This is a genomic window from Gammaproteobacteria bacterium (assembly GCA_019748175.1).
GTDB lineage: Bacteria > Pseudomonadota > Gammaproteobacteria > JAIEPX01 > JAIEPX01 > JAIEPX01.
Genome location: JAIEPX010000006.1, coordinates 1 through 21,809, shown reverse-complemented (window position 1 = coordinate 21,809; position 21,809 = coordinate 1). Strand labels below are relative to the sequence as shown.

The 21,809-nt window shown below is 38.5% G+C and carries 21 protein-coding genes; 10 read left to right on the top strand and 11 right to left on the bottom strand.

Annotated features, from left to right (window positions below; translation table 11 throughout):
- Positions 1-3: 3 nt before the first annotated feature.
- The 4 genes from dnaJ to hrcA all read right to left on the bottom strand — a co-directional run bounded on the left by dnaJ (position 4) and on the right by hrcA (position 5,104).
- Positions 4-1,143 (bottom strand): molecular chaperone DnaJ, encoded by a 1,140-nt coding sequence (gene dnaJ, locus K2X50_02895; protein ID MBX9586185.1) that lies wholly within the window; start codon positions 1,141-1,143, stop codon positions 4-6.
- 80 nt (positions 1,144-1,223) lie between these two features.
- A complete protein-coding gene (gene dnaK / locus K2X50_02890; protein ID MBX9586184.1) occupies positions 1,224-3,194 on the bottom strand; it encodes a molecular chaperone DnaK in 1,971 nt (656 codons plus the stop codon).
- Positions 3,195-3,284: 90 nt separating this feature from the next.
- On the bottom strand, positions 3,285-3,944 hold the full coding sequence (gene grpE / locus K2X50_02885) for a nucleotide exchange factor GrpE (protein MBX9586183.1): 660 nt from the start codon (positions 3,942-3,944) through the stop codon (positions 3,285-3,287).
- A gap of 119 nt (positions 3,945-4,063) precedes the next feature.
- Positions 4,064-5,104 (bottom strand): heat-inducible transcriptional repressor HrcA, encoded by a 1,041-nt coding sequence (gene hrcA, locus K2X50_02880; GenBank protein ID MBX9586182.1) that lies wholly within the window; start codon positions 5,102-5,104, stop codon positions 4,064-4,066.
- Positions 5,105-5,693: 589 nt separating this feature from the next.
- Here hrcA and K2X50_02875 point away from each other — a divergent pair.
- The 4 genes from K2X50_02875 to K2X50_02860 all read left to right on the top strand — a co-directional run bounded on the left by K2X50_02875 (position 5,694) and on the right by K2X50_02860 (position 8,805).
- Entirely contained in the window at positions 5,694-7,358 is a 1,665-nt protein-coding gene (locus K2X50_02875) for a hypothetical protein (protein ID MBX9586181.1), read from the top strand.
- Entirely contained in the window at positions 7,318-7,530 is a 213-nt protein-coding gene (locus tag K2X50_02870) for a hypothetical protein (GenBank protein MBX9586180.1), read from the top strand. Before K2X50_02875 ends, K2X50_02870 begins: the two co-directional genes overlap by 41 nt.
- Before the next feature lie 189 nt (positions 7,531-7,719).
- A complete protein-coding gene (locus K2X50_02865) occupies positions 7,720-8,013 on the top strand; it encodes a hypothetical protein (protein ID MBX9586179.1) in 294 nt (97 codons plus the stop codon).
- Between the two features lie 279 nt (positions 8,014-8,292).
- Entirely contained in the window at positions 8,293-8,805 is a 513-nt protein-coding gene (locus K2X50_02860) for a hypothetical protein (GenBank protein MBX9586178.1), read from the top strand.
- Positions 8,806-9,082: 277 nt separating this feature from the next.
- Here the strand turns inward: K2X50_02860 and K2X50_02855 are convergent, their stop codons facing one another.
- The 4 genes from K2X50_02855 to vapB all read right to left on the bottom strand — a co-directional run bounded on the left by K2X50_02855 (position 9,083) and on the right by vapB (position 14,724).
- Positions 9,083-10,204: an ATP-binding protein gene (locus K2X50_02855; protein ID MBX9586177.1), complete on the bottom strand. Its 1,122-nt coding sequence runs from the start codon at positions 10,202-10,204 to the stop codon at positions 9,083-9,085.
- Positions 10,205-10,462: 258 nt separating this feature from the next.
- Positions 10,463-13,528: a hypothetical protein gene (locus tag K2X50_02850; GenBank protein MBX9586176.1), complete on the bottom strand. Its 3,066-nt coding sequence runs from the start codon at positions 13,526-13,528 to the stop codon at positions 10,463-10,465.
- A gap of 552 nt (positions 13,529-14,080) precedes the next feature.
- Positions 14,081-14,494 (bottom strand): type II toxin-antitoxin system VapC family toxin, encoded by a 414-nt coding sequence (locus K2X50_02845; protein ID MBX9586175.1) that lies wholly within the window; start codon positions 14,492-14,494, stop codon positions 14,081-14,083.
- 2 nt (positions 14,495-14,496) lie between these two features.
- Positions 14,497-14,724: a type II toxin-antitoxin system VapB family antitoxin gene (vapB, locus tag K2X50_02840; protein MBX9586174.1), complete on the bottom strand. Its 228-nt coding sequence runs from the start codon at positions 14,722-14,724 to the stop codon at positions 14,497-14,499.
- Positions 14,725-14,873: 149 nt separating this feature from the next.
- On the opposite strand from vapB, the gene K2X50_02835 reads away from it, so the two are divergent.
- Positions 14,874-15,749 carry an NAD(+) kinase gene (locus K2X50_02835; protein MBX9586173.1) on the top strand — a complete coding sequence of 292 codons (876 nt, stop codon included), beginning with the start codon at positions 14,874-14,876 and terminating at the stop codon, positions 15,747-15,749.
- Positions 15,749-17,425, top strand: a complete 1,677-nt coding sequence (gene recN, locus K2X50_02830) for a DNA repair protein RecN (GenBank protein MBX9586172.1) — start codon at positions 15,749-15,751, stop codon at positions 17,423-17,425. The genes K2X50_02835 and recN overlap by 1 nt, the downstream gene beginning before the upstream one ends.
- Here the strand turns inward: recN and fur are convergent.
- The gene (gene fur / locus K2X50_02825) at positions 17,418-17,981 is read right to left on the bottom strand and encodes a ferric iron uptake transcriptional regulator (GenBank protein ID MBX9586171.1); all 564 of its coding nucleotides are present in this window, start codon (positions 17,979-17,981) and stop codon (positions 17,418-17,420) included. The genes recN and fur overlap by 8 nt on opposite strands.
- On the opposite strand from fur, the gene K2X50_02820 reads away from it, so the two are divergent.
- The gene (locus tag K2X50_02820) at positions 17,972-18,295 is read left to right on the top strand and encodes an outer membrane protein assembly factor BamE (GenBank protein ID MBX9586170.1); all 324 of its coding nucleotides are present in this window, start codon (positions 17,972-17,974) and stop codon (positions 18,293-18,295) included. The genes fur and K2X50_02820 overlap by 10 nt on opposite strands.
- 1 nt (position 18,296) lies before the next feature.
- Here K2X50_02820 and K2X50_02815 read toward each other — a convergent pair whose 3' ends face one another.
- Both K2X50_02815 and K2X50_02810 read right to left on the bottom strand, forming a co-directional pair.
- Positions 18,297-18,629 carry an RnfH family protein gene (locus K2X50_02815; GenBank protein MBX9586169.1) on the bottom strand — a complete coding sequence of 111 codons (333 nt, stop codon included), beginning with the start codon at positions 18,627-18,629 and terminating at the stop codon, positions 18,297-18,299.
- On the bottom strand, positions 18,592-19,023 hold the full coding sequence (locus K2X50_02810) for a type II toxin-antitoxin system RatA family toxin (protein ID MBX9586168.1): 432 nt from the start codon (positions 19,021-19,023) through the stop codon (positions 18,592-18,594). Before K2X50_02810 ends, K2X50_02815 begins: the two co-directional genes overlap by 38 nt.
- Before the next feature lie 88 nt (positions 19,024-19,111).
- On the opposite strand from K2X50_02810, the gene smpB reads away from it, so the two are divergent.
- Genes smpB through K2X50_02795 form a run of 3 tightly spaced genes read left to right on the top strand, consistent with a single transcriptional unit; the run spans position 19,112 to position 21,786 of the window.
- On the top strand, positions 19,112-19,588 hold the full coding sequence (gene smpB / locus K2X50_02805) for an SsrA-binding protein SmpB (protein ID MBX9586167.1): 477 nt from the start codon (positions 19,112-19,114) through the stop codon (positions 19,586-19,588).
- A 33-nt stretch (positions 19,589-19,621) separates the two neighbouring features.
- The gene (gene queF, locus K2X50_02800) at positions 19,622-20,458 is read left to right on the top strand and encodes an NADPH-dependent 7-cyano-7-deazaguanine reductase QueF (GenBank protein ID MBX9586166.1); all 837 of its coding nucleotides are present in this window, start codon (positions 19,622-19,624) and stop codon (positions 20,456-20,458) included.
- A gap of 29 nt (positions 20,459-20,487) precedes the next feature.
- The gene (locus K2X50_02795; GenBank protein MBX9586165.1) at positions 20,488-21,786 is read left to right on the top strand and encodes an NAD(P)H-binding protein; all 1,299 of its coding nucleotides are present in this window, start codon (positions 20,488-20,490) and stop codon (positions 21,784-21,786) included.
- Positions 21,787-21,809 lie beyond the last annotated feature (23 nt).

Below are 21,809 nucleotides of genomic sequence, written 5' to 3'. Positions count from 1 at the left end.
CAGCTAATTTGTCAGACCCTCAAAAAATTTACGAACCCCGTCGTACCATCTTTTCGCCTGTGGATTATGTCGATCACCACCTGCTTCTAAAGAATCACGAAATTGTTCGAGTAAATGATTTTGTTCTTTAGTAAGATTAATCGGTGTTTCAACCATAACGTGACAAAATAAATCACCTGTTCGACCAGTGCGCGAGGCTTGCACTCCTTTTCCACGCAACCTAAATTGCTTTCCACTTTGCGTGCCCTCAGGAATTTTTAATTTGACTCGCCCATCAATTGTTGGAATTTCCATTTCGCCACCGATAGCCGCCATCACAAAACTAATAGGGACTTGACAGTGAAGATCATTGCCTTCTCGTTGAAAAATAGAATGTTGTCTTATTGAAATTTGAACATATAAATCACCTGGAGATGCACCTTGTTGCCCTGCTTCACCTTCACCCGCTAATCGAACTCGATCACCTTCATTAACACCCGCTGGTACTTTTACCGCCAATGTTTTTTGTTGTTTGATTCGTCCCTGTCCGTAACAATGATCGCAAGGATTTTTGATCATTTTTCCTCGACCATGGCAGGTAGGACAAGTTTGCTGAACCGCAAAATATCCCCGCTGCATTCTCACTTGGCCATGACCATCACAGGTCGTACATTTTTCAGGACTACTTCCTTTCGCCGCACCTGTGCCATTACAAAAACCACAACTCACCAATGTGGGAACTTTTATTTCAACTGTTTTCCCGTGCACTGCATCTTCGAGTGATAATTCCAAGTGATATAACAAATCTTGACCATGCGTAGCGCGCTGACGCGACGAAGCCCCGCCTCCTCCAAAAATGTCACCAAAAATATCACCGAAAATATCGCCTAAATCGCCAGGATTAAAACCACCAGCACCGCCACCCATTCCTCCGCCTTCAACACCAGCGTGACCAAATTGATCATAAGCAGCTCGTTTTTGACTATCAGAAAGAATTTCGTAAGCCAGTTTTGCTTCTTTAAATTTTGCTTCTGATTCTGAATCACCAGGATTTCGATCAGGATGATATTTCATCGCTAGTCGACGGTATGCAGTTTTCAATTCAGCATCGGAAGCATTTCGTGCAACACCGAGCAATTCGTAATAATCTTTTTTCTCAGACATAACTTCGAATCCTCACATAGCAAAAAAGTAGTTTCTCACTTTCGCAAGAAACTACTTCGCAGCTCAATTAAAAAAGTTCGCTACTTTTTACGATCTTCGTCTTTAACTTCTTCAAACTCAGCATCAACAACATTCTCATCTTTAGACTGAGATTGGGACTGTTCCTGTGTACCAGAAGCCGAAGATTCACCACCTGATTCACTTTCACCCTGACTTTGCTCTTGTTTTTGAGCATAGAGTCTTTCAGACATAGATCCTGAAGCAGATGAAAGTTTTTCGGTTTTCGATTCAATATCAGATCGATTATCTTCTTTCATCGCTTCTTTCAAATCAGCGATGGCAGTATCAATAGATGATCTTTCATCTGAAGTCACTTTGTCACCCAATTCTTGCATAGCTTTATTAGTTGCGTGAATCAAACTATCTGCTTTATTTCGAGCATCTGCTAATTTATGATACTCTTCATCTTCTGCACGATGTTGTTCGGCATCTTCAACCATTCGTCGAATTTCTTCTTCCGACAAACCACTTGAAGCTTTAATAATAATTGATTGCTCTTTGCCTGAAGCTTTGTCTTTTGCAGAAACATGCAAAATACCATTCGCATCAATATCAAATGTCACTTCAACTTGTGGCATACCACGTGGGGCAGGAGGAATATTCGCTAAATCAAAACGACCTAATGATTTATTCGCTGACGCCATATCACGTTCACCTTGCAACACGTGAACCGTCACAGCACGTTGATTATCTTCGGCTGTAGAAAATACTTGAGATGCTTTAGTAGGAATCGTGGTGTTTTTATCGATGAGTTTTGTCATCACACCACCTAAAGTTTCGATACCTAACGACAATGGTGTTACGTCAAGTAATAAAATATCTTTCACTTCACCAGACAATACAGCACCTTGAATAGCAGCACCAACCGCAACAGCTTCATCAGGGTTCACATCACGTCGTGGTTCTTTTCCAAAGAAATCTTTTACCGTCTCTTGTACTTTGGGCATACGAGTTTGTCCACCCACTAAAATCACTTCATCAATATCAGAAACCTTAAGTCCGGCATCATGCAACGCAGTTTTGCAAGGGCCAACAGTGCGCGCAATTAACTCTTCTACGAGTGATTCTAATTTCGCACGAGTAATTTTAACGTTCAGATGTTTTGGTCCGGTTGAATCTGCTGTGATATAAGGCAAATTAACATCAGTTTGTTGAGAAGAAGACAATTCAATTTTCGCTTTTTCTGCAGCATCTTTTAAGCGTTGCAATGCCAGAGGATCGTCATGTAAATCAATGCCATTTTCTTTTTTAAATTCACCAGCAAGATAATCGATTAAGCGTAAGTCAAAATCTTCACCACCTAAGAAAGTATCACCATTAGTAGAAAGCACTTCAAATTGTTGCTCACCTTCCACAGCAGCAATTTCGATGATGGAAATATCAAACGTACCACCACCCAAATCGAATACGGCAATTTTTCGATCTTTCTGACCCGCTTCTTTTTTATCCAATCCATACGCTAATGCAGCTGCGGTGGGTTCGTTAATAATTCGTTTAACCTCTAACCCAGCAATTCTGCCAGCATCTTTTGTTGCTTGTCGTTGTGAATCATTGAAATAAGCAGGACAGGTAATAACGGCCTGTGTCACTGGCTCACCCAAATACGCTTCAGCGTCAGCTTTAATTTTGGCTAATACTCTAGCTGAAACTTCTGGCGGAGCCATAGATTTTCCATTCGCTTTAATCCAAGCATCACCATTGTTGGCTTTGATAATTTCATACGGAACCATTTCAATATCGCGTTGAACTTCTTTGTCTTCAAAACGGCGGCCGATCAAACGTTTTGCTGCATAAACTGTATTTTCTGGGTTAGTAACCGCTTGTCTTTTAGCAGATTGCCCCACTAAAATTTCACCATCTGCAGCATATGCAACAACCGATGGCGTTGTTCTAGCGCCTTCAGCATTTTCAATAACGCGAGGCTTACCGCCTTCCATAATGGCGAAACATGAATTTGTTGTGCCTAAATCGATACCAATCGTTCTACTCATAACTGAAAATCTCCAAATAATTAATCAACGATAACTCTAAAATGGGGTTTATGATTTGATTTTCAAGTCATCTCCCCAAAAAAATCTGCGCTATTTTGCTACAATCACCATCGCGGGCCTTATGAGACGATCATTCAGCGAATAGCCTTTCTGCAACACCCTAACAACCGTATTGGTCTTCATACCCTGTACTTCTTCCGTACTGACGGCTTGATGTAGGTTGGGATCAAAAATCGCACCCACTGGATCGATTTGTTTGATTCCAAAACGTTCAAACGTTTGAAGTAGCATATTCATGGTCATTTCAACACCTTCATGAATACTACGAGCAAACTGATTGTCGCCATATTCACAGGCCAGAGCTTGGCTTAAACTATCAACAATAGGCAATAAATCGCCGGCAAATTTTGTAAGAGCAAACTTTCGAGCTTGCAGTACATCAGTTTCACAACGCTTGCGGGTATTCTCCATATCAGCGCGTGAACGCATCACTTCATTCCAATAATCATTCAGCTTTTGCTCGGTTTCTGTCAATTTAATTTCTAATGCTTCATAGGATGGGTGGTCGAGCGCTGGCGCTTCGCCGCCTACTTTTGTATCTGCGGCTTGCGCAGTGGATGCCTCGCTTGCAGCCTTAGCAACTGGCTCAACCTCTTCAGGGGTAGGCCACTTTTTACCCTGATTGACCTCAGCATTCATTGTGTCCGCTTTGGACTGCCCTACTTCTGAGTCATCATCATTTATCGGCATACATTCACTCCACGTTCAATAGTTTAGGCACACACCCCTCTCGGGACGCTCTGATCAAAGCTCATAGATGATCATATAGAGGCTGAAAGGATCTTTTTCAAGGGCCAGAACTGACCATATTAAGATTTTTCGTCACGCAGAACCGCACTCAATAACCTAGCGGTGATATCAACCGTCGAAATCACATGTTGATAATTCATTCGACTCGGGCCAATCACACCCAAAACACCCAACGTTCGATCTTCCAAAACATACGGCGCTGCAACAAAACTACAGCCATCAAACACTTCCACACCCGATTCTTGACCAATAAAAATTTTCACACCTTCAGTGAGCAAACATTGATCGAGGAGATGCAAAACAACATGTTTTTGAGTAAACGTTTCAAAAAGAGATTTTAACTGATCGATATTCGCCGTTTCAGCAAAACTAAAAAGATTAGTTTCACCTGCCATCACAAAATCATTATCAGACTTTGGCTCAAATGCCTTGTCAGCAACCTCGAGTGCAGCAGCCATATAAAATTCTAAATTTTTTCTATCATCATGCATTTTCTGCAGTAAATAACGACGTATTTCATCTAAATCAGAACCAGCATATTGTGCGATTAAATAATTAGCGGCTTGCTGCAATTCACTGGAAGAATATTCACGGTCAGTGTGAATAATTCGATTCTGCACTTCATGTTCATTAAAAACTAAAATAACCAACACGCGTTTTTTTTCAAGGGGTAAAAATTCTACGTGACGCAAAACATTGCGAGCACGTTTTGGCAAAGACACTACGCCTGCAAGATGCGTCAAGGATGATAATAAATTGGAAGCGGATTCGAATAAATCATGTTGAGAATTATCTGTACGTAACTGTTTTCGTAATTCATCCAAATCACGAACAGAAGAAACTTCGGCATTCAACAAACTATCGACATAAAATCGATACCCTTTTGCGGTTGGCATCCGCCCAGCGGAGGTGTGAGGAGAGCAAATATACCCCGCTTCTTCTAAGTCAGACATAATATTTCGTACACTCGCAGAACTCAGCGCAACCTGCCCTTCCTCAACTATTGTTTTTGAGCCTACGGGTTGACCGTCACGAATATATCGCTGGATAAGCATCGTTAAAATGTGCCGCGCCCGCTCGTTGATATCTGATTCCGCCATAAAACCTCTGCAAATGGGGAATCTTAACATTTTCATACTGAAATGGAAATGGCGTCGCGTCTTGTATTGTTATGGGAAGACAAATTGAAAACAATTAATGAACATATACTGATCGAAACACGTATTAACAACTCTGATCAGCAGTCATTTTAATAAATTAAACGAAATTAAATAGCGATTCTTAAAATATTTGCAAAGTCTTAATTATGCAGACATTTTTCGTAAAATCAAATATCGATTTTGCAAAAACTTTCATAACTCAAGACGCGACGCTATTTATAAAACTTGATTTTTTTTTTAAATTATGTTATTATTCAGCCGTAAATTGTAAATAAGGAAGGTTTAGTATGCAGGCTAATTTAAAAATATTCGCAGGTTTTTTATCAGGCAGATCTCCTATTCATCTTCAAATATCTGGGCATTTTCTGCAGCACCTTCTTTTTAGTTTAGTTTTTTCCGTTATGAGGATTTCATCATGAAAAATCTATAGAAGTGTTTTAATGGTTTTTGATTTAATCAAAGCGACCAGTTAATGCCTTCTGAATTTCCCTACCAGTATTAGCTGATCGCACAATGGGGAGATGAAAAGATGTCTAAACGTAAGAAGGGTAATATACATACCGACAAGCAAGCCGTAAAACCGGATTCCAGCCAACCACAGCGTACAAATGATAATGATACGCAGCATCCAGATCATTCAAATAAAGGAAATCATGTCAAAGGAGACGAAGCTAAGCTGACCTACAGAAATATTTCCAAATTATCAAATAGCAAAAATTTTCAGCATAATCCTGATAATGTAAAAGACTATTTTAAAACGGGCAATAAGATAGAACAGACCTTTGATGCGGCAAAAAATGTACCGGACAGCAAAAAAAATCCTATCACAGGCAAGCTTGGAGAGCTTGCCACCGAACAAAACCTCTATGCCCAAAGAGGCAATGCGCGTGTGAAAATTTATGATTCTAAAGTGGGAGGGAAAAAAGAGAATGGAATCGACATTGTGGCTCAAAAAGATAAGCACATTCCAACTATTGAATCTAAAGCAACTAGAACGGAGGCAACATTTAAATTAGCACAGACTAAAACCCAAGGTGAGCAAATGAGCCCGCAATGGATGCGAGAAAAAATTAGAGAAATGTGGTCTTCTCCAAAGACAGCTCCAACAGCAGCATTATTAAGTAGCCAACCTTATACTAAATATATTTCAATGACTGATGTTGATTACGGAGCTCAAACTGTCAGATTTGTCACAGATCCTAATCGTGTAAAACCATTACCTCACGATGTTGGCATCTGGGAATCTGCAAAAGCGGCAACTCATGGTGAAATGTTTGCTATGAGAACGCTAAATACTGTAGGAAAAGGAGCTTCTTATATCGCCATTACACTGGATGCTGCGCAGGTTGTAGGCCAAATACATCATGATATTAAAAAGAAAGACTGGTCTTTTAGCAGATCTTTCCGTTTAGTTATTGAAAAAGGTGCTGGAGTAGTAGGATCTATCACCGCAGTAGTTGCTCTTAACGCTGGCACTGACTTTGTGGGGTGCGCTGGTTCTTTTGTTGTGGGAGCTGCAGGATATGATATCGGACAAGATGTAGGCTCAGATTTTGCAGATACATTAGGATTATCGCCTCTCGATGATGATGAACGTGAAAAGGCTACACGCGATGGGATGAAGTTACTAGGAGGTGAAGCAGGCGTAGCATTCCTTAATGGTGTAGAAACTGTTGCCGGGACAATCTCCGGTGGCCTCTCTTCAGGATGTGAAGTATTAAATGATACTTTGCCGTTTGAGGTTTGCTCACCTGGGGCTCAAGCTACTTCGCTTCCCCAGTCACCTGCGCCAGAAGAAATAAATTCTGGGACAGATAATACTGAGCCTAATGCTTGCTCACCATCTATTTCTGATAATGTTAAATTAGCAAGTGATTCAGTTAGTAGACCTGATATTTCACTGCAATCAACTACAGCTAACTCGTCTGCTAAAGAAGTGGTGAATGCGTCTTATCCGTCAGATTCTGGTCGACTAACTTCTGAACCTGAAAAGGCTGCCCCTGAAAAACCGTTAGGCTTCCATGCACGCCGCCTTGAGATTATGAAATCTCACGCAGAAAACAGAAGTGCGGCGGAAAATTCACAAGCAACCTATCCTAAATGTGAAGCTCTAGCGAGTTCAAAAAATCAATCGGTGCTGACGGATTCAGAACATGAATCAACTTATCAATCACCAAGACCCTCACCATTTTGATTATAGTGGCGGGAAAGTATGGCGATTCTTTGCGGGAGGAGATCTTAATGTAGATCTCCTCCTGACGATGAAATATAAATTGCGAAACGAATTCGCTATTATTACGAAACATGATGAGTTGGCAATGATCGAACAAAGATCCTACAACGCACATAATCAATATTTTCGATAAATTTTCTGCTAAATTCAGCTTATTAAGAAAAAATTTATCATCAACAAAATAAATATCCTCATGCGGATATTTTTTTTGTAATTTAATATCGATTTTCGAAATCACCGGTATTTCATGCTCAACACCACCCACGTAATCACTTTAAATGTGCTATAATGAATAAATCTTATATCAACTGGAGATATGTATATGAAAAGCAAAGATGAGTTACTTAAAGACTTGAGCAGTATCATTATTGGTTATCTCAATAAAAATGTGAAATGGTCTCATTTCTCCGATACAAATGGTACAACAAGGGCTGCTATAGCACACCTATTCATTAATAGTAATGGAAATATTAACTCTGAAGAAATTCGCGAAAGAGTCATGAATGATATTGATCGAGACTTGACAGAAAGTGAAGAAAAGAAATTCTGTGAGATTCAAGAATCTTGGGGTGAGTGGCAATATATCAAGCCATTTATTCAAAGGTCCATTACTTAAAAAAAATAAAAAGTAAAGGAAAAATCTTGACAAGAAAAGGTAACGCTTAACAGAAATAAGTTATCGTTAAAATTGGATTTACGCACCAACTCTAAACCAACTCTCTATAGTTAACCAACACGCTAATTATTGTAGGTCAGCATTTAACATCTTAAATACAAATTCTAAAAAAATAATTTAAAATATTGAATCGAATAAAAAAAACAGATATATTCAATGGTATCGCGTGTTCGATAGTTATATCATGTATTTAATTGTCTACTACATTATGAGGTCACTATGTCGACGGAAGACAACCAATTTAATTTTTTCTCAAAGGACATGTCAACTAATGACAATATGCAAATAGAAGTTTTTTATAGAAAAGTTGCAGAAGGTTACAATGAGATCATATTAAATACAGCCATGATGCTATTTAATTGGGTAATGGGATTAAACACTTTAGCAATAGGATTAACGACAGCCGTTATGGGTAATTGCGTTGCAACTCAACCGCTATCTTTTAATGCAAAATGGGTCTTTATATCTCTCATTGCAGTTTACGCTATTGGCGCATCATTGGCATATTCTTCAGGTCACTTGGAGAAAAAGCGTTTTCTTCAGAGAGGAGAAATTCTTGAAAAAAGATTTGATGAGTTTCAAGATAACAAAATAACTGCTAAAACTTTTATAGCTCATTATCATGAGAAGATATCTCTAGATAAAGCAGTCCCTATTCTTGAGTATTCAAGTCTTGGGTGTGTTATTATCGGATTCATTGCTTCCGTATTTATTTTATTATTTTTCATGTGATGACATGGAAAAAGATCAACACCCATAACAATAAAATTTATATCAATATATTAACTTAATTAAGATACAGATGCCCTATACTACTATTTCTGATTTGAGGAAAGAATATAATAAGGGGGCTCATTATTGATAGACTAAATAGCCATTAAAACATTAGAGATTCAAGTATTGACTGAAAATTATCTTTTCGTCCAGCACTCCCAAAGATTTTCTAAGTTCTGAGTCGGTTTTTGCAATTATTAAGAGTGAAATGACAACCGCCTTACTCTCGCTTTCTTTAAAGACGTAAGTTTTGTAAAAAATTTATAGCTTTCAATACTTCGATATCTCCCTTACGGCGCTCAAGCTTCAGATTTTTTACGATCTGAATCGCAGGCAAGTTGTATTTTTTATGAAAATAGAAAAGAGATTTATCAATATCAGTATCACTTAATTTAGTTTCTACAAGCTGAATTACTTTATCATCTCTAGTCAGCGCAAAATCAATTTCCTGGCATTCACGTGTACGTAAATAATGCAGTCGATATTTTTCTGCGTCATAATCAATCTTGCAATAAATATGCTTAAGCAAGCATATGGCGACAAAATTTTCGAATTTCACGCCCTCGTCACCTTCTACAAGGCCCGTATCAAAAAAATAGATCTTTGGTTCTTTGACAAGGCTTCTGGCAATATTATTTGAATACGGGGTGACACGAAATACAATGTACAACGCTTCAAGAATTTGAATATATCTTTTAACTGTGTTGGGCGATATGCCAACATCATTTGCAATAGAGGTATAAGAAATCGGTGAACCTACACGTCGTTTTAAAAAATCAAAAACAAGCTGCATAGCGCGCATGTTACTAATCTCGTCAAAATCAAGTACGTCACCCCGTATTAAACTATCGACATATTGTTGACGCCAACGCTGTGCATCTAGGGGTGTTTCTGCCAAAAACGGCTCGGGAAAATTGCCCCACTCTAAAAAACGATCAATATCAAATGGGTAATGTGTTTGTTTGAGCTCTGCTGGTGAGAGTGGCATTAAATGATGCAAAAAGTAGCGGCCTGCAAGAGAATCACCTGCTTGATGATAAATATCGAGCCGCGCGCTTCCAGTGACAAGTATCTTCAATTCAATAGGCTTGGTGTCATAAACCCCTTTAAGATAATTTTTCCAGCCAGGCATTTTATGTATTTCATCGAGCACTAATAATGACGTCTTAGCAAGCCACGATTCAGATTGAATGATTTCTCGATCTGCTCCATGGTCATAATTGAGATACACTGAATCTTCGACTTCATCCGCAATATTTTTTGCTAACCAAGTTTTTCCCGATTGTCGTGGCCCTGCCAGAAGCACCATTTTACGCCCTAGGTCTTTAATGATTGCACTTTTTTGAATCCTGTCCATCTGACAATTATGCAGCATAATGCGAAATTGTCAAGACTTTTCCGCAATGGATTGCGAAATTGTCGGAAAGCTGACAAAATTCAAGGTGGAATAAGCTTGGCTTCTCTGGAAACACTTAGTTTTGCACTGAGGTCAGACGGCCTATCAGTAAGATGCACACCCCTCCTCCCGTCAACCAAAGCATGTCACTTGAATAAGTTAGCACATGTTCCATACTGAAACTGATCTTTCTTTAACCTAGGCAATTATTATAAGTGCTCACTTTAATTTTAAGGTAGATTTATAGACTTCAGAATAATGTGTGTCTCGCCATATCTTGCAAACTAATGGTACCACGTACTTAAATTCATTATGATATAAATAACTGAAGATTTTACTCAGGATGATTCTAGGAAGTTTTGCGTTGATGCCGCCAAAAAAAGAGTGCAGAGAGTTTTGTGATAGATGAGTATACTTAGGTACCAAAAGATTTGTTTTCTTTATAGTTTCTAAATCATTGAGAATATATTCAATTGATTTTATCAGTTCGATTAAGATGTCATTTAAATTTTTTCCCAATGATTCCCTTACATAATCACCATGAACTATATCATTTCGAGCTTTTTTGATCACTAAATAATTTTTACGCAACATAGGTGCAATTGATAGATCAACAGACTTAATAATGCTTTTAAGTAAAGATAGGCCGCGAGTTAGGTGAAATTCAGCTGCACGCTTAAAAGCAGGGTCGTGATCGACGATTTCAGGTAATACTTTGCCTGGTTGGTCATTATATGCCTGACGAATTGTTTTATCAGAGCTTTTAAACATTCGCTCTCTTGAATCTCTCTCTCGGGGGTCTTCTACTACAGTATCGTTGTATAAGGCTTCGATACGCTTTAAAGGCATCGCAATCGGTTTTCCAGTACGTTTTGCTTCCAGAGCAGTTTCTTGATAAATACGTTCACGCTTCATCAAAAACCGCTGATATGTTGGGTTGATTGCTCTTTCGAAGTCTAGTTGAGCGTTTACCGTTGAAAAAATACCTTGTACGATAGATTCTGTAAATTTTTGGTCGTAAATTCTTTGACGAGCAAAAGATTGTATGACCCTTAATTGCTGAATGGCTATTTCAATTTTTTGTAATTTTGATATTCTGCGAGGCTCTCGGGGTGATTGGAACATCTGCTGGAGTTTAACTGCTGCAGGTATTTTTGCAGAAATCGGCTTTAAAAGCGTAGATATTCGAACGAACTCTTTAATATCGCTTGAACAAGTGCTTTTAATAATATTCAAATCGTCACAGTAGGTTTTATGATCTGGGTAGGATATTTCTTTGCTTAGAATTTTCAACCATCTAATGCTCAATAGGGGATTTTTATCTAGTATTTGCCGAAACACACTCAAATCTTCAGAGGGCATGACGCGTAACCAATTTAGATTTAGTCTGCCTAATAGATTGTTATGTATTATTTCATAAATATCGACAATCTGAACACTAAAACAATCAAACATTACATTAACTACTAGATTTTTACTTTTAGCTTCCTTTAAGCAGCTACATAAATTGATATATTCATCGACCGTAGGTAAAACTGTTGCTTTTGTCAGCAGCATGCTCCATCGTGACTCGTCGCTCAAGAATAGTGCGCATTGCCTGAAAACTTTATATTGCCGTGGATAAAGAATATTAGAACCCTTATTATTCAAATCTACTATTTTATCTAGGATTATACAGCAGGCGTTGTACTCTTCTTGTTTATCTCCGTAGTTTACCGAGGGAAGTAGTCTTCTTAAGAATGCTTTATCGTTATTGGATATTTCTTTCTCCCTATTAATATTGAGAATCTCTTTTAATTTTTCTTTAATTCGCTCAATAGGCCGGTCATTTAGTAGACTAATGTCAAGATGAATATTTAAATACTCGATATCGTCAAGTCTGTTTGAAATGATATTTTCGCACTTACATCGTATATCTTTATTAAGATCATCGGGTTTTTTCAGAGTAGCTTTTAGTTGACCAAGTTTTTTTGTGTCTTCAGGTAGTTTGTCACTACCTTGAAGGATGTTTCGCCATATATCTTTCAAATTAGGCTGAGCATCATCTTTTATATTTCTTAAAAAGAGTTGTTTTTCGTCCTCCGTGAATGAATACCTTTCAGTTTCTTGCTCAGCAGCATATTGAGCAAGGTATCGATTATAAAAGCTCTGAGAAGGATTTTTGTACTCTCTTTCAATCACGGCAGTAATAGCATTGCCCAGCTCTGAAAGCTCTGATTGAAGGTTATTCAGTGTAATGTCGTCACTTAGTTTTGCCTGAATTAATAATCGATAGATATGTTCGTTGTCATTTTCTTCAGGATGCTGAAGACAATCACGAATGACTTGGTATGTTTCCCACGATAAAGCTGGATAAAAATCACGAAATTTGTTGCATAACCTACGGTGCGACATATATTCGCCAATCAGAACCAAGCACTGAAGAAAAGCTGATTGAGACTCAGGTGATGATAAATCTGGGATGCACTGAGCTTCTTTAATAAATAGAAGTATTTTTTGGAGCGAATAGTAGCTATTTACAGTGATGCAAAAAAAATGAATATGTACGATATTGGCTTTCAATTGATGCTGCTTGATTGACTCACGTAATTCATTTGCTTTTACTGAGACATCCTCATCTTGCTGAATGCCCGCGTCGATGACTTTTTGCAATATTAGGATGTCTTGCAAGAGCGCGGGGTGCGCTAAAAATGTCGGGTGAAGAGGAGCATCACTATTCGCTGCTTGAATCCTGGATTCAGTGTCATAAATTTGTTGCAAAACAGATCGAATTTGCCCCGTGATTTCATCAATCATTTTTGGCTGCAGCATTTGTTGTAATACAAAATGGGGGGTGCCTCCATTGTGATTCTCATGAGCAAAGGTTAAAAACGCTAATATATCAAATAATGGCCACCCTGCATCGTGTATTATTTCTTTATTTCTATTTTTTACAGATTCGGAAAATTTATACATTAGCATAACAACAATAGAAATTAAGTCGGCGCCAACTCTATAATGCAATTTAATATTTTCTGAATAAAGAGCCATTAAGTCAACAATTGCTAAAGCTGCTCTAAAGTAGTCTAAATCGCCGCGTTGGGATTCATTGAGCTGGCGTTTGATGACTGCTATTTTTTCGTAAATGTTCTTAATAAATAGATGTATCTCGGCTGTCAATTTTATAACCTTAGGTTGAACATGATGGTCTTCGACAGTATAAATCATTGTGTAGCTTGGATTTCCTTTAAATGTACTCAAGGGAGTATCCTGCGGAAATTCATCAGGTAACTGTGCCTTTCTCATTAACCCCTCCTTTTCTCCACGAATAAACTAATATCGGTAATTTTTAGTCCTTTGCAAAAAGGTGTCAGCCTTACTTGATAGTAGAACTGATAATTTGAGGTAAAGACCTAAAGATGGTCTATAAATCAAGTTACGTAAACAACTACATTCGCTTGTATAACAATGATCGATGCATTCGTCAATACACAATTTCATTAACACTTTTGTTACTTGATCCTTCGCGCTAATAGTTCATGGAAACATTGTTTCAATTCCAATAATCGGAGCCGCTTAAACATTTCGACCGTGTTTATTGTCATTTTTTCTTGAATTTCAGCTGAGCCTTACCATGAATCTAAGTTCACTGAGTTAACCCTAAGCCAATACCATTATCACCCTTTAAAAAAGATCCATCTGTATTATGAGCCCGATTAAAACGTTGGGTATATAGACCATCGATGTGATGCATTGCTTTATTAAAATTAGGTATTGGTGTGTTTAGAAATAAATGGTAATCATCCCTAACTAGGTAATAGACGTGAATTTGCATGTAATATTTTTCAAAAAAGCCCCTCAGTAAGTACTAACCCAATTCTCTAATTTAAGATGAGGTATTCTTGAAAATTCATTCATGTTATTTGTTACTAACGTTACATTCAATGATAAGGTGTGAGCAGCAATCCAAAGGTCATTGTTGCCAATTATTTTTCCTTTTGTTTCTAGTGTCTCGCGAATTTTTCCATAGATTTTCCCTGTATCCGTTGAGATAGGGAGAGGTGGAATTAAGCCAGCTAATTCTTCGAGTATATGTAGCGTTTTTTTGGGATGCTGACTTTTTTGAGCACCAAAAATAAGCTCCCCATACGTTATGGTGGACATCCCAACTTCTCCTATAGAGAGTTGTTCAAATCGACTCAGAACAGTAGCCGGTGTCTTTTTAGCAATATAAATGCAAATATTAGTATCAAGGAGGTAACGCAAAGCCATTTTTAAAACTCTCTTTCTTGAGGAGGGATGTCTACTCTGCCTTCTTCGTAAAAATCCTTTGGCAACTGGGTCAGCAATGTAAATGCGTCCTTTAAGTTATGGCGTATTTCGCGAATAACCACCTCATTTCCGCGTTTAAAAATTTCGACCTCTTTATCACAGAAGCCAAAATTCTTAGGAAGCCGCACAGCCCAGGAGTTGCCTGATTTAAAAACCTTAGTATGTTGCATAGGTTAGCTCCACATTGTATATACCTTAAGTATATACAGCAGACTAGGGTATGTCAACTAAAAAGCACCGAGTATTTACGGCATCTGTATATAGAGCTAAACTTACCTGCGGAACAACACTCTGTTACAAGGGAACACTAGGCATCAAAATGACAACGCAACAGCCCTTCAAGCGTATCGCCCTCATCGGCAGACAACGGATCGAAGGCATTAGTGAAACACTCGAAACAATCATTTGTTTTCTAGAAAAACAGGGCTACGCTGTGGTGTTAGAAAGTTTAACGGCCGCACTATTGCCAGATAGCACCCTACCAAATGTACATAAAGAACAGCTTAATAAAGTCGCGGATTTAATAATGGTTGTGGGTGGTGATGGAAGCTTATTAGGTGCCGCAAGAATAGGCGCCGATCAAAATTTACCGGTGCTAGGTATCAATCGAGGTACTTTGGGTTTCTTAACAGATATTGCACCCGATGACCTAAATCAGATTCTTGAAGTACTTTCTGGCCAATACATTTCAGAAGATCGATTTCTACTTCAAGCTAAAGTACAACACGATAGCCAACACGAAGGCGCCATGATAGCTGTCAATGATTTTGTGTTGCTACCCGGCGATAAAGCACAAATGATTACATTTGATTTATACATCAATGATTATTTCGCCTACAACTTGCGTGCCGATGGTTTGATTGTTGCTACACCAACAGGATCTACGGCATACGCATTATCCGGAGGCGGACCCATATTACATCCTAGTTTAGATGCCATCGTACTCGTACCACTCTGTCCACACACACTCAGTAGTAGGCCGATTGTTGTGAAAAGTGATAGCAATGTTCGAATTCATATCAGTGATAGCAATTATACTATTCCTCAAATCAGTCACGATGGACAACGACGCATTCCTGTTCCTATAGGTGCAGATATTACTGTCACTAGGCACTCAAATACGTTCACACTAATTCATCCAATGAATTACAATTATTTTTACACCTTAAGCACAAAACTACATTGGAAAGGCTAATGTTAAATCATATCGACATTAAAAATTTTGTACTGATTGATCATCTCTCCTTGGATTTACATTCAGGTCTGACCACAATTACCGGAGAAACGGGCGCTGGAAAGTCGATTATTCTCGATGCGATCGAACTCGCTTTAGGTCAACGTGCTGAAAATATGATCGTACGTCAAGGCGCTGAGCAATGTGAAATTACACTACTATTTTCTGTCAATAAAAATTCACCTGCGTTTGAGTGGTTAAATTCGCATGACTTAACAAGTGATGAGGAATGTATAATTCGTCGTGTCATTACGAGTGATGGCCGATCACGCGCCAGTATCAACACTGTGAATTGCCCTTTACAACAAATTAAAGAGCTTGCTAATTTATTGATCAACATTCACGGACAACATCAACACCAAGCTTTACTTAAGCGCCAATATCAACGACAACTCGTCGATAATTACGCGAATCACCCTGCTCTGCTTGATCAAGTCTCAACATTTTACCATGCATGGCGGAAAACCTACGACGAACTAAAAAGTATTCGGGACAATCAACAAGATCACACTTCCGAAATTACTTTACTCAATGAGCACATTGCTGAATTAGAAGACTGTGATTTAAAAGCAGATACTTACGAATTATTAGATCTGGAGCAACGTCAGCTAGCTGCCGTAGATTCGCAGTTAATACATCTAAATCAAGCACATCAATTACTGAGCCAACATGATGAAGAAAATTTACTCGATAAATTGTATATCATCGAACATGCATTGCAGGAACAAAAAAAATTACTGCCTCAACTCGATAATTTATTAGGAATGCTAAACAATGCCTCTATGCTATTGCACGAAACGAATTCTGAGTTAGAGCGTTTATTAGCTTCATTAGAACCAGATCCACAAAGACTCTCTCAAGTCGAAAAATCCTTAGAAAAAATTCATCATCTTGCTCGAAAACATCGTATTAAACCTAATGAATTACACACCTTACAAAATACTTTGCAAGCACGCCTTCATTCATTAATACATACAGAAGAGCGGATTGCAGAACTCACAGCACAATTGGAAACACTTAATACTAATTATCAGCGTGCTGCCCAAAAATTAAGCGAAAGTCGTATTAAAGCAGCAGTTAAACTCAGCAAAGTCATTACCACACAAATGCAAGAATTAAGCTTAGGCGGTGGAACATTCAAAATTGAAATTCACGCTGACCAAAATAGCCAACCTCGCGTAGAAGGTCTTGATGATATCGAGTTTTCAGTCTGTACCAATCCAAGCCAACCACTGAGTCCATTATCAAAAGTCGCTTCGGGCGGTGAACTGTCGAGGATCAGTTTAGCAATTCATGTTGCGACCGGACAAAAAATGACTATTCCTACGCAGATTTTTGATGAAGTCGATGTAGGCATTGGAGGCCCAACCGCCTCAATTGTTGGTAAACTACTTCGTCAACTCGGAACTCAATCACAAATTTTATGCATCACTCACTTAGCACAAGTTGCTGCAAACGGGCATAATCACTTATACGTAAGTAAAAGTAGTGATAAAAAATCCGCCACAACGAATATCACTCCTTTAAATCGCGAAGAAAGAGCAAAAGAACTTGCCAGGATGTTGGGGGATTTAACAGTTACTTCGAATGCTATTGCACACGCAGAAAATTTATTAACGAATGCAGAAACTATTTAGACTTCTCTCTACACTTTTTGCAGACTCCGTAAATCACTAATTCATGATCCGTCATTAAAAAGCCAGATTTCTCAGCAATTTCAGATTGTTTTTTTTCTATACCTTCGTCAACAAACTCAACAACGAAATCACATTCTACACAAACAAGATGGTCGTGATGCTCACCCTGATCTAATTCAAATACTGCATGATCACTTTCAAAATTATGCCGTTGAACTAATCCTGCGGCTTCAAATTGTGTCAACACTCTATAAACGGTTGCCAACCCCACATCCTCACCACTTTCTAATAAGGATTTATAAACCTCTTCAGCACTCATGTGGCGACGTTCTGCATTTTGCAAAATCTCTAAAATCCTAATGCGAGGGACAGTTACTTTCAATCCTGCATTCTGCAGCTCATGCTTTTTTTTCGGCGCTTCCACACAGCATCTCCCGGTTAAGAATTTTACTCCAGTTGAAAAATCATCATCGACTGGTATGCTACTCACTTTGTTGGTAGAATACAATCCAGTGAAATTACCATTGTTAATGAGGATAAAGAGCAATGCAAACATTAAGGAAACTGACATATTCAATAGCCGCTTTGGCTTTATCAGTGTGCATAACAAGCTGTGATCATATCCCTATTGGATATGACGTCCCGGTTGACCAAGGAAATATTATACATCCAGACAGTGTTAGCCAACTCAGATTAGGCATGACTCGTGATCAAGTAAACGACATCATGGGTGAGCCTGTCGTAGTCAATACTTTTGACACTCGCTGCTGGCATTATGTTTACACCAGTTCCAGTCGCAAAAAACACTTCGAAAAGAAAAATCTTACTCTCGTTTTTGAACACGATAGACTTGTCAAAATTGTGCACTAAATCATACTAATTTATTTTTTAGATTTTTCTTATGCGCACGCAATCGTCTCGCGACTTTTGGGTCAATAGTGAGTGGACGATAAATTTCAACTCGATCACCTTCATTGATGGTTGTATCGAGTATGCATTTTTGACCAAAAATTCCCACTACAAGTTTATCTAATTTAAGCTCAGAAAAATGCTCTAAAATTTTTGACTTTTCGATAACGTATCGTACTGTGCTATTGTCTGGCACGGCTACTGATACTAGAAATTGTTCTTGAGGATTTACATAACAAATCTCAACCTGAATCAAATCAGACATAGATTTCTTCTGCACGTTTTGTGAATGCATCTACTAAGGAATTCGCAACTTGATGAAAAAACGGACCAAAAGCCAAACTCAGCAATTTGTTTGAAAATTCAAATTCCAAATCCAATACTACGACACATCCACCATTTTCATTGTGATCAAATCGCCAAAACCCTTCTAAATGTTTAAACGGTCCATCAACCAATCGCAGCTCAATCATTTTATCTTTTTGCAAGCGATTACAAGTAGTAAAAGATTTCTCAAAACCCCCACCTGAAAAATGAAGTTTCGCTCTGATCTCATCTTCAGTTTCACTCAATAATTCACTGCGCTGACACCACGGAACAAATTCCGGATATCGTTTAATATCGTTCACCAAGGCATACATTTGCGCGGGCGTAAAAGGCACAACTTTGGATTTTTTAACATCTGGCATATTTCTCGCACCATCTCTACTGTGGAGTGTTATTGTACCGTAATTATTGATACAATAACACTTTTAGACCGTGCCAGAGCACTTTGAAATGACCAAAAAAGCGAAACAGCCCGACAATAGCATTGCGCTCAATAGAAAAGCCTTACATGACTACTTTATTGAAGAGCATTACGAAGCAGGCATTGCACTCGAAGGCTGGGAAGTTAAAAGCCTCCGAGCGGGCCGCTCTCAGCTCAAAGAAAGCTACGTCCTTCTTAAAAACGGCGAAGCCTTCATCGTAGGTATGCATATCAGCCCTTTGCTCAGCGCTTCCACGCATGTGAACCCAGACCCAACGCGCACCCGAAAGCTCCTTCTACACCGATCAGAGCTCAATAAATTGATTGGAGCTGTTGAACGCAAAGGCTACACAGCCGTTCCACTCTCTATGTATTGGGTTAAGCAACGCGTCAAAATCAAAATTGCTCTAGCCCATGGTAAAAAACAACACGATAAACGACAAACTGAGAAAGAGCGCGACTGGGCCCGAGAAAAACAACAAGCCATGCGACAGAAAAATCGTTAAAACTTATCAAACTATCAACGTGGGAGGTAGACAATGGTTACACAAGAAGCTCTAAAACCTGAAGAATCAGAACTCGGCAAGAAATCTTCTTACGATACGACTTACGATCCCAGCAAATTATTCCCTATCCCGAGAAAAAGAAATCGCGATTCTATAGGAATCAGTTCTGATCAGTTGCCATTTTACGGATTCGATTTTTGGAATCATTATGAAGTATCCTGGTTAAACGATAAAGGAAAACCCGTTGTTGCATTAGCTGAAATTATTTACGACTGTAGTTCAAAAAATATTATCGAATCAAAATCAATGAAATTATATTTCAACTCCTTTAACAATACACCTTTCAAAGATACTGAAACAGTTGAAAAGACAATAAAAAACGATATTGAATCGCGAATTGATGGGGGCTCTGTTACTGTTCGCATTCACCCTATTTCAAAGCACACCGAAAAAATGGAAGGCATTTGGCTAGACGAGCTCGACGTTGAATGCTCCGTTTACCATAACGATCCTTCTTATTTAAAAACGGAAGAAATAGAGGTTGAAGAAACGCTGTGTTCTGATTTGTTGAAATCAAATTGTTTAGTCACTAATCAACCCGATTGGTGCAGCATTCAAATTAAATATCGAGGAAAAAAAATAAATCATGAAGATTTGCTTCGCTATATTGTTTCTTTTAGAAACGATAACGAATTTCATGAACAGTGCATCGAGAAAATATTCACTCAAATTATGGAAAATTGCAAACCTAATGAGCTGACGGTTTATGGTCGCTCTACTCGACGCGGTGGTTTGGATATTAATTCAATTCGTTCAACAATAAAAATCGATCCTGAATTGATTAGCAATACCAAATTGAGCAGACAATAACCCGTAAATTTCAAGCTAAGGATAGCGTTATGAATATACTCGTTACTGGAGCTTCAGGTTTTATCGCAGCTCAAATAGTATCTGCACTCATCACAGCAGAACATCATGTCACTTGCTGTGTTCGTAATACCCCCTACGCTCAAAGAATATTTCCGAATTCAACAATAATGTCGTGTGATTTTATCAACGATACATCACCCCAGCAGTGGATTCCCAGACTTCAAAACATTGACATTGTCATTAATTGTGTGGGCATTCTTTATCATCCCAATAAAAAAATAATTTGGGCGATTCACAACGACACACCTCGAGCGTTGTTTGACGCTTGTGTGCAAGTTGGCATAAAAAAAATAATTCATATATCTGCTCTTGCAGTAGACAAATCAACTGTAGAGTATGCAAAAAGCAAGAAAGCAACTGACGATTACTTGCTGACCCTGCCCATTAAATCAGTGATATTGCGGCCTTCCTTTGTTTATGGCAGGGGTTCGTATGGTGGCAGCTCTTTATTTAGAGGACTTTCTGGCCTACCTTGGTTTATACCTGTTCCAGGAAATGGGCAACAAGAATTTCAACCCATTCACAGCGAGGACCTTGCAAAGGCGGTAATGCGATTGATTGAAATCCCACTAAGTGAAAGTATTATTTTAAATGCCGTTGGCCCAAATCGAGTACCACTAAAAGAAGTCCTCACTACTCTGCGCAGTTGGTTAGGATTTTCAAAAGCCAAATTGCTTTTTATTCCATTTTCAATCATTCGTAGCGCTTCACGGCTTGGTGATTTAATTCCGTATTCTTCAATGAACTCATCATCAATAAAAATGCTCGCACAAAACAATATTTCAACCGAGGAAGACACTCAAGAATTTCATCAAAAAATTGGTTTTTTACCTAGAGATTTTTATACAGGCGTTTTCAGCCAACCTAGCACAGTACAAGATCATTGGCATGCTCGATTATTTTTTCTCAAACCATCGTTGCAATTTAGTATTGGATTTTTGTGGATATTCACCGCGCTTTGCAGCGCATTCTTCTACCCTAAAGCGAATTCTTATCATTTATTAAGTCAAGTCGGGATCCCCAAACAATGGCAATCATTATTTCTCTATGGTGCTAGTTTAATCGACGGTTTACTTGGCATTTCGATGCTATTTTGGTTTCAGCTTAAAAAAGTCTGTGTGTTACAAATAAGTCTGGTCATTTTTTACACGCTAATCATCTCATTCATGTTACCTCACCTTTGGCTCGAATCTTTTGCACCCATTGTTAAAAACATTCCGTTAATCATTGCTACACTCGTGTTTCTTGCTATGGAGTCTGATCGATAATGCTTTACCTTTGGCTTAAATTT

Excerpts from the sequence above, each read along its gene's own strand:
- dnaJ (MBX9586185.1), bottom strand. The coding sequence starts at position 1,143 with ATGTCTGAGAAAAAAGATTATTACGAATTGCTCGGTGTTGCACGAAAT.
- dnaK (MBX9586184.1), bottom strand. The coding sequence starts at position 3,194 with ATGAGTAGAACGATTGGTATCGATTTAGGCACAACAAATTCATGTTTC.
- grpE (MBX9586183.1), bottom strand. The coding sequence starts at position 3,944 with ATGCCGATAAATGATGATGACTCAGAAGTAGGGCAGTCCAAAGCGGAC.
- hrcA (MBX9586182.1), bottom strand. The coding sequence starts at position 5,104 with ATGGCGGAATCAGATATCAACGAGCGGGCGCGGCACATTTTAACGATG.
- K2X50_02875 (MBX9586181.1), top strand. The coding sequence starts at position 5,694 with ATGTCTAAACGTAAGAAGGGTAATATACATACCGACAAGCAAGCCGTA.
- K2X50_02870 (MBX9586180.1), top strand. The coding sequence starts at position 7,318 with ATGAATCAACTTATCAATCACCAAGACCCTCACCATTTTGATTATAGT.
- K2X50_02865 (MBX9586179.1), top strand. The coding sequence starts at position 7,720 with ATGAAAAGCAAAGATGAGTTACTTAAAGACTTGAGCAGTATCATTATT.
- K2X50_02860 (MBX9586178.1), top strand. The coding sequence starts at position 8,293 with ATGTCGACGGAAGACAACCAATTTAATTTTTTCTCAAAGGACATGTCA.
- K2X50_02855 (MBX9586177.1), bottom strand. The coding sequence starts at position 10,204 with ATGGACAGGATTCAAAAAAGTGCAATCATTAAAGACCTAGGGCGTAAA.
- K2X50_02850 (MBX9586176.1), bottom strand. The coding sequence starts at position 13,528 with ATGAGAAAGGCACAGTTACCTGATGAATTTCCGCAGGATACTCCCTTG.
- K2X50_02845 (MBX9586175.1), bottom strand. The coding sequence starts at position 14,494 with ATGGCTTTGCGTTACCTCCTTGATACTAATATTTGCATTTATATTGCT.
- vapB (MBX9586174.1), bottom strand. The coding sequence starts at position 14,724 with ATGCAACATACTAAGGTTTTTAAATCAGGCAACTCCTGGGCTGTGCGG.
- K2X50_02835 (MBX9586173.1), top strand. The coding sequence starts at position 14,874 with ATGACAACGCAACAGCCCTTCAAGCGTATCGCCCTCATCGGCAGACAA.
- recN (MBX9586172.1), top strand. The coding sequence starts at position 15,749 with ATGTTAAATCATATCGACATTAAAAATTTTGTACTGATTGATCATCTC.
- K2X50_02820 (MBX9586170.1), top strand. The coding sequence starts at position 17,972 with ATGCAAACATTAAGGAAACTGACATATTCAATAGCCGCTTTGGCTTTA.
- fur (MBX9586171.1), bottom strand. The coding sequence starts at position 17,981 with ATGTTTGCATTGCTCTTTATCCTCATTAACAATGGTAATTTCACTGGA.
- K2X50_02815 (MBX9586169.1), bottom strand. The coding sequence starts at position 18,629 with ATGCATTCACAAAACGTGCAGAAGAAATCTATGTCTGATTTGATTCAG.
- K2X50_02810 (MBX9586168.1), bottom strand. The coding sequence starts at position 19,023 with ATGCCAGATGTTAAAAAATCCAAAGTTGTGCCTTTTACGCCCGCGCAA.
- smpB (MBX9586167.1), top strand. The coding sequence starts at position 19,112 with ATGACCAAAAAAGCGAAACAGCCCGACAATAGCATTGCGCTCAATAGA.
- queF (MBX9586166.1), top strand. The coding sequence starts at position 19,622 with ATGGTTACACAAGAAGCTCTAAAACCTGAAGAATCAGAACTCGGCAAG.
- K2X50_02795 (MBX9586165.1), top strand. The coding sequence starts at position 20,488 with ATGAATATACTCGTTACTGGAGCTTCAGGTTTTATCGCAGCTCAAATA.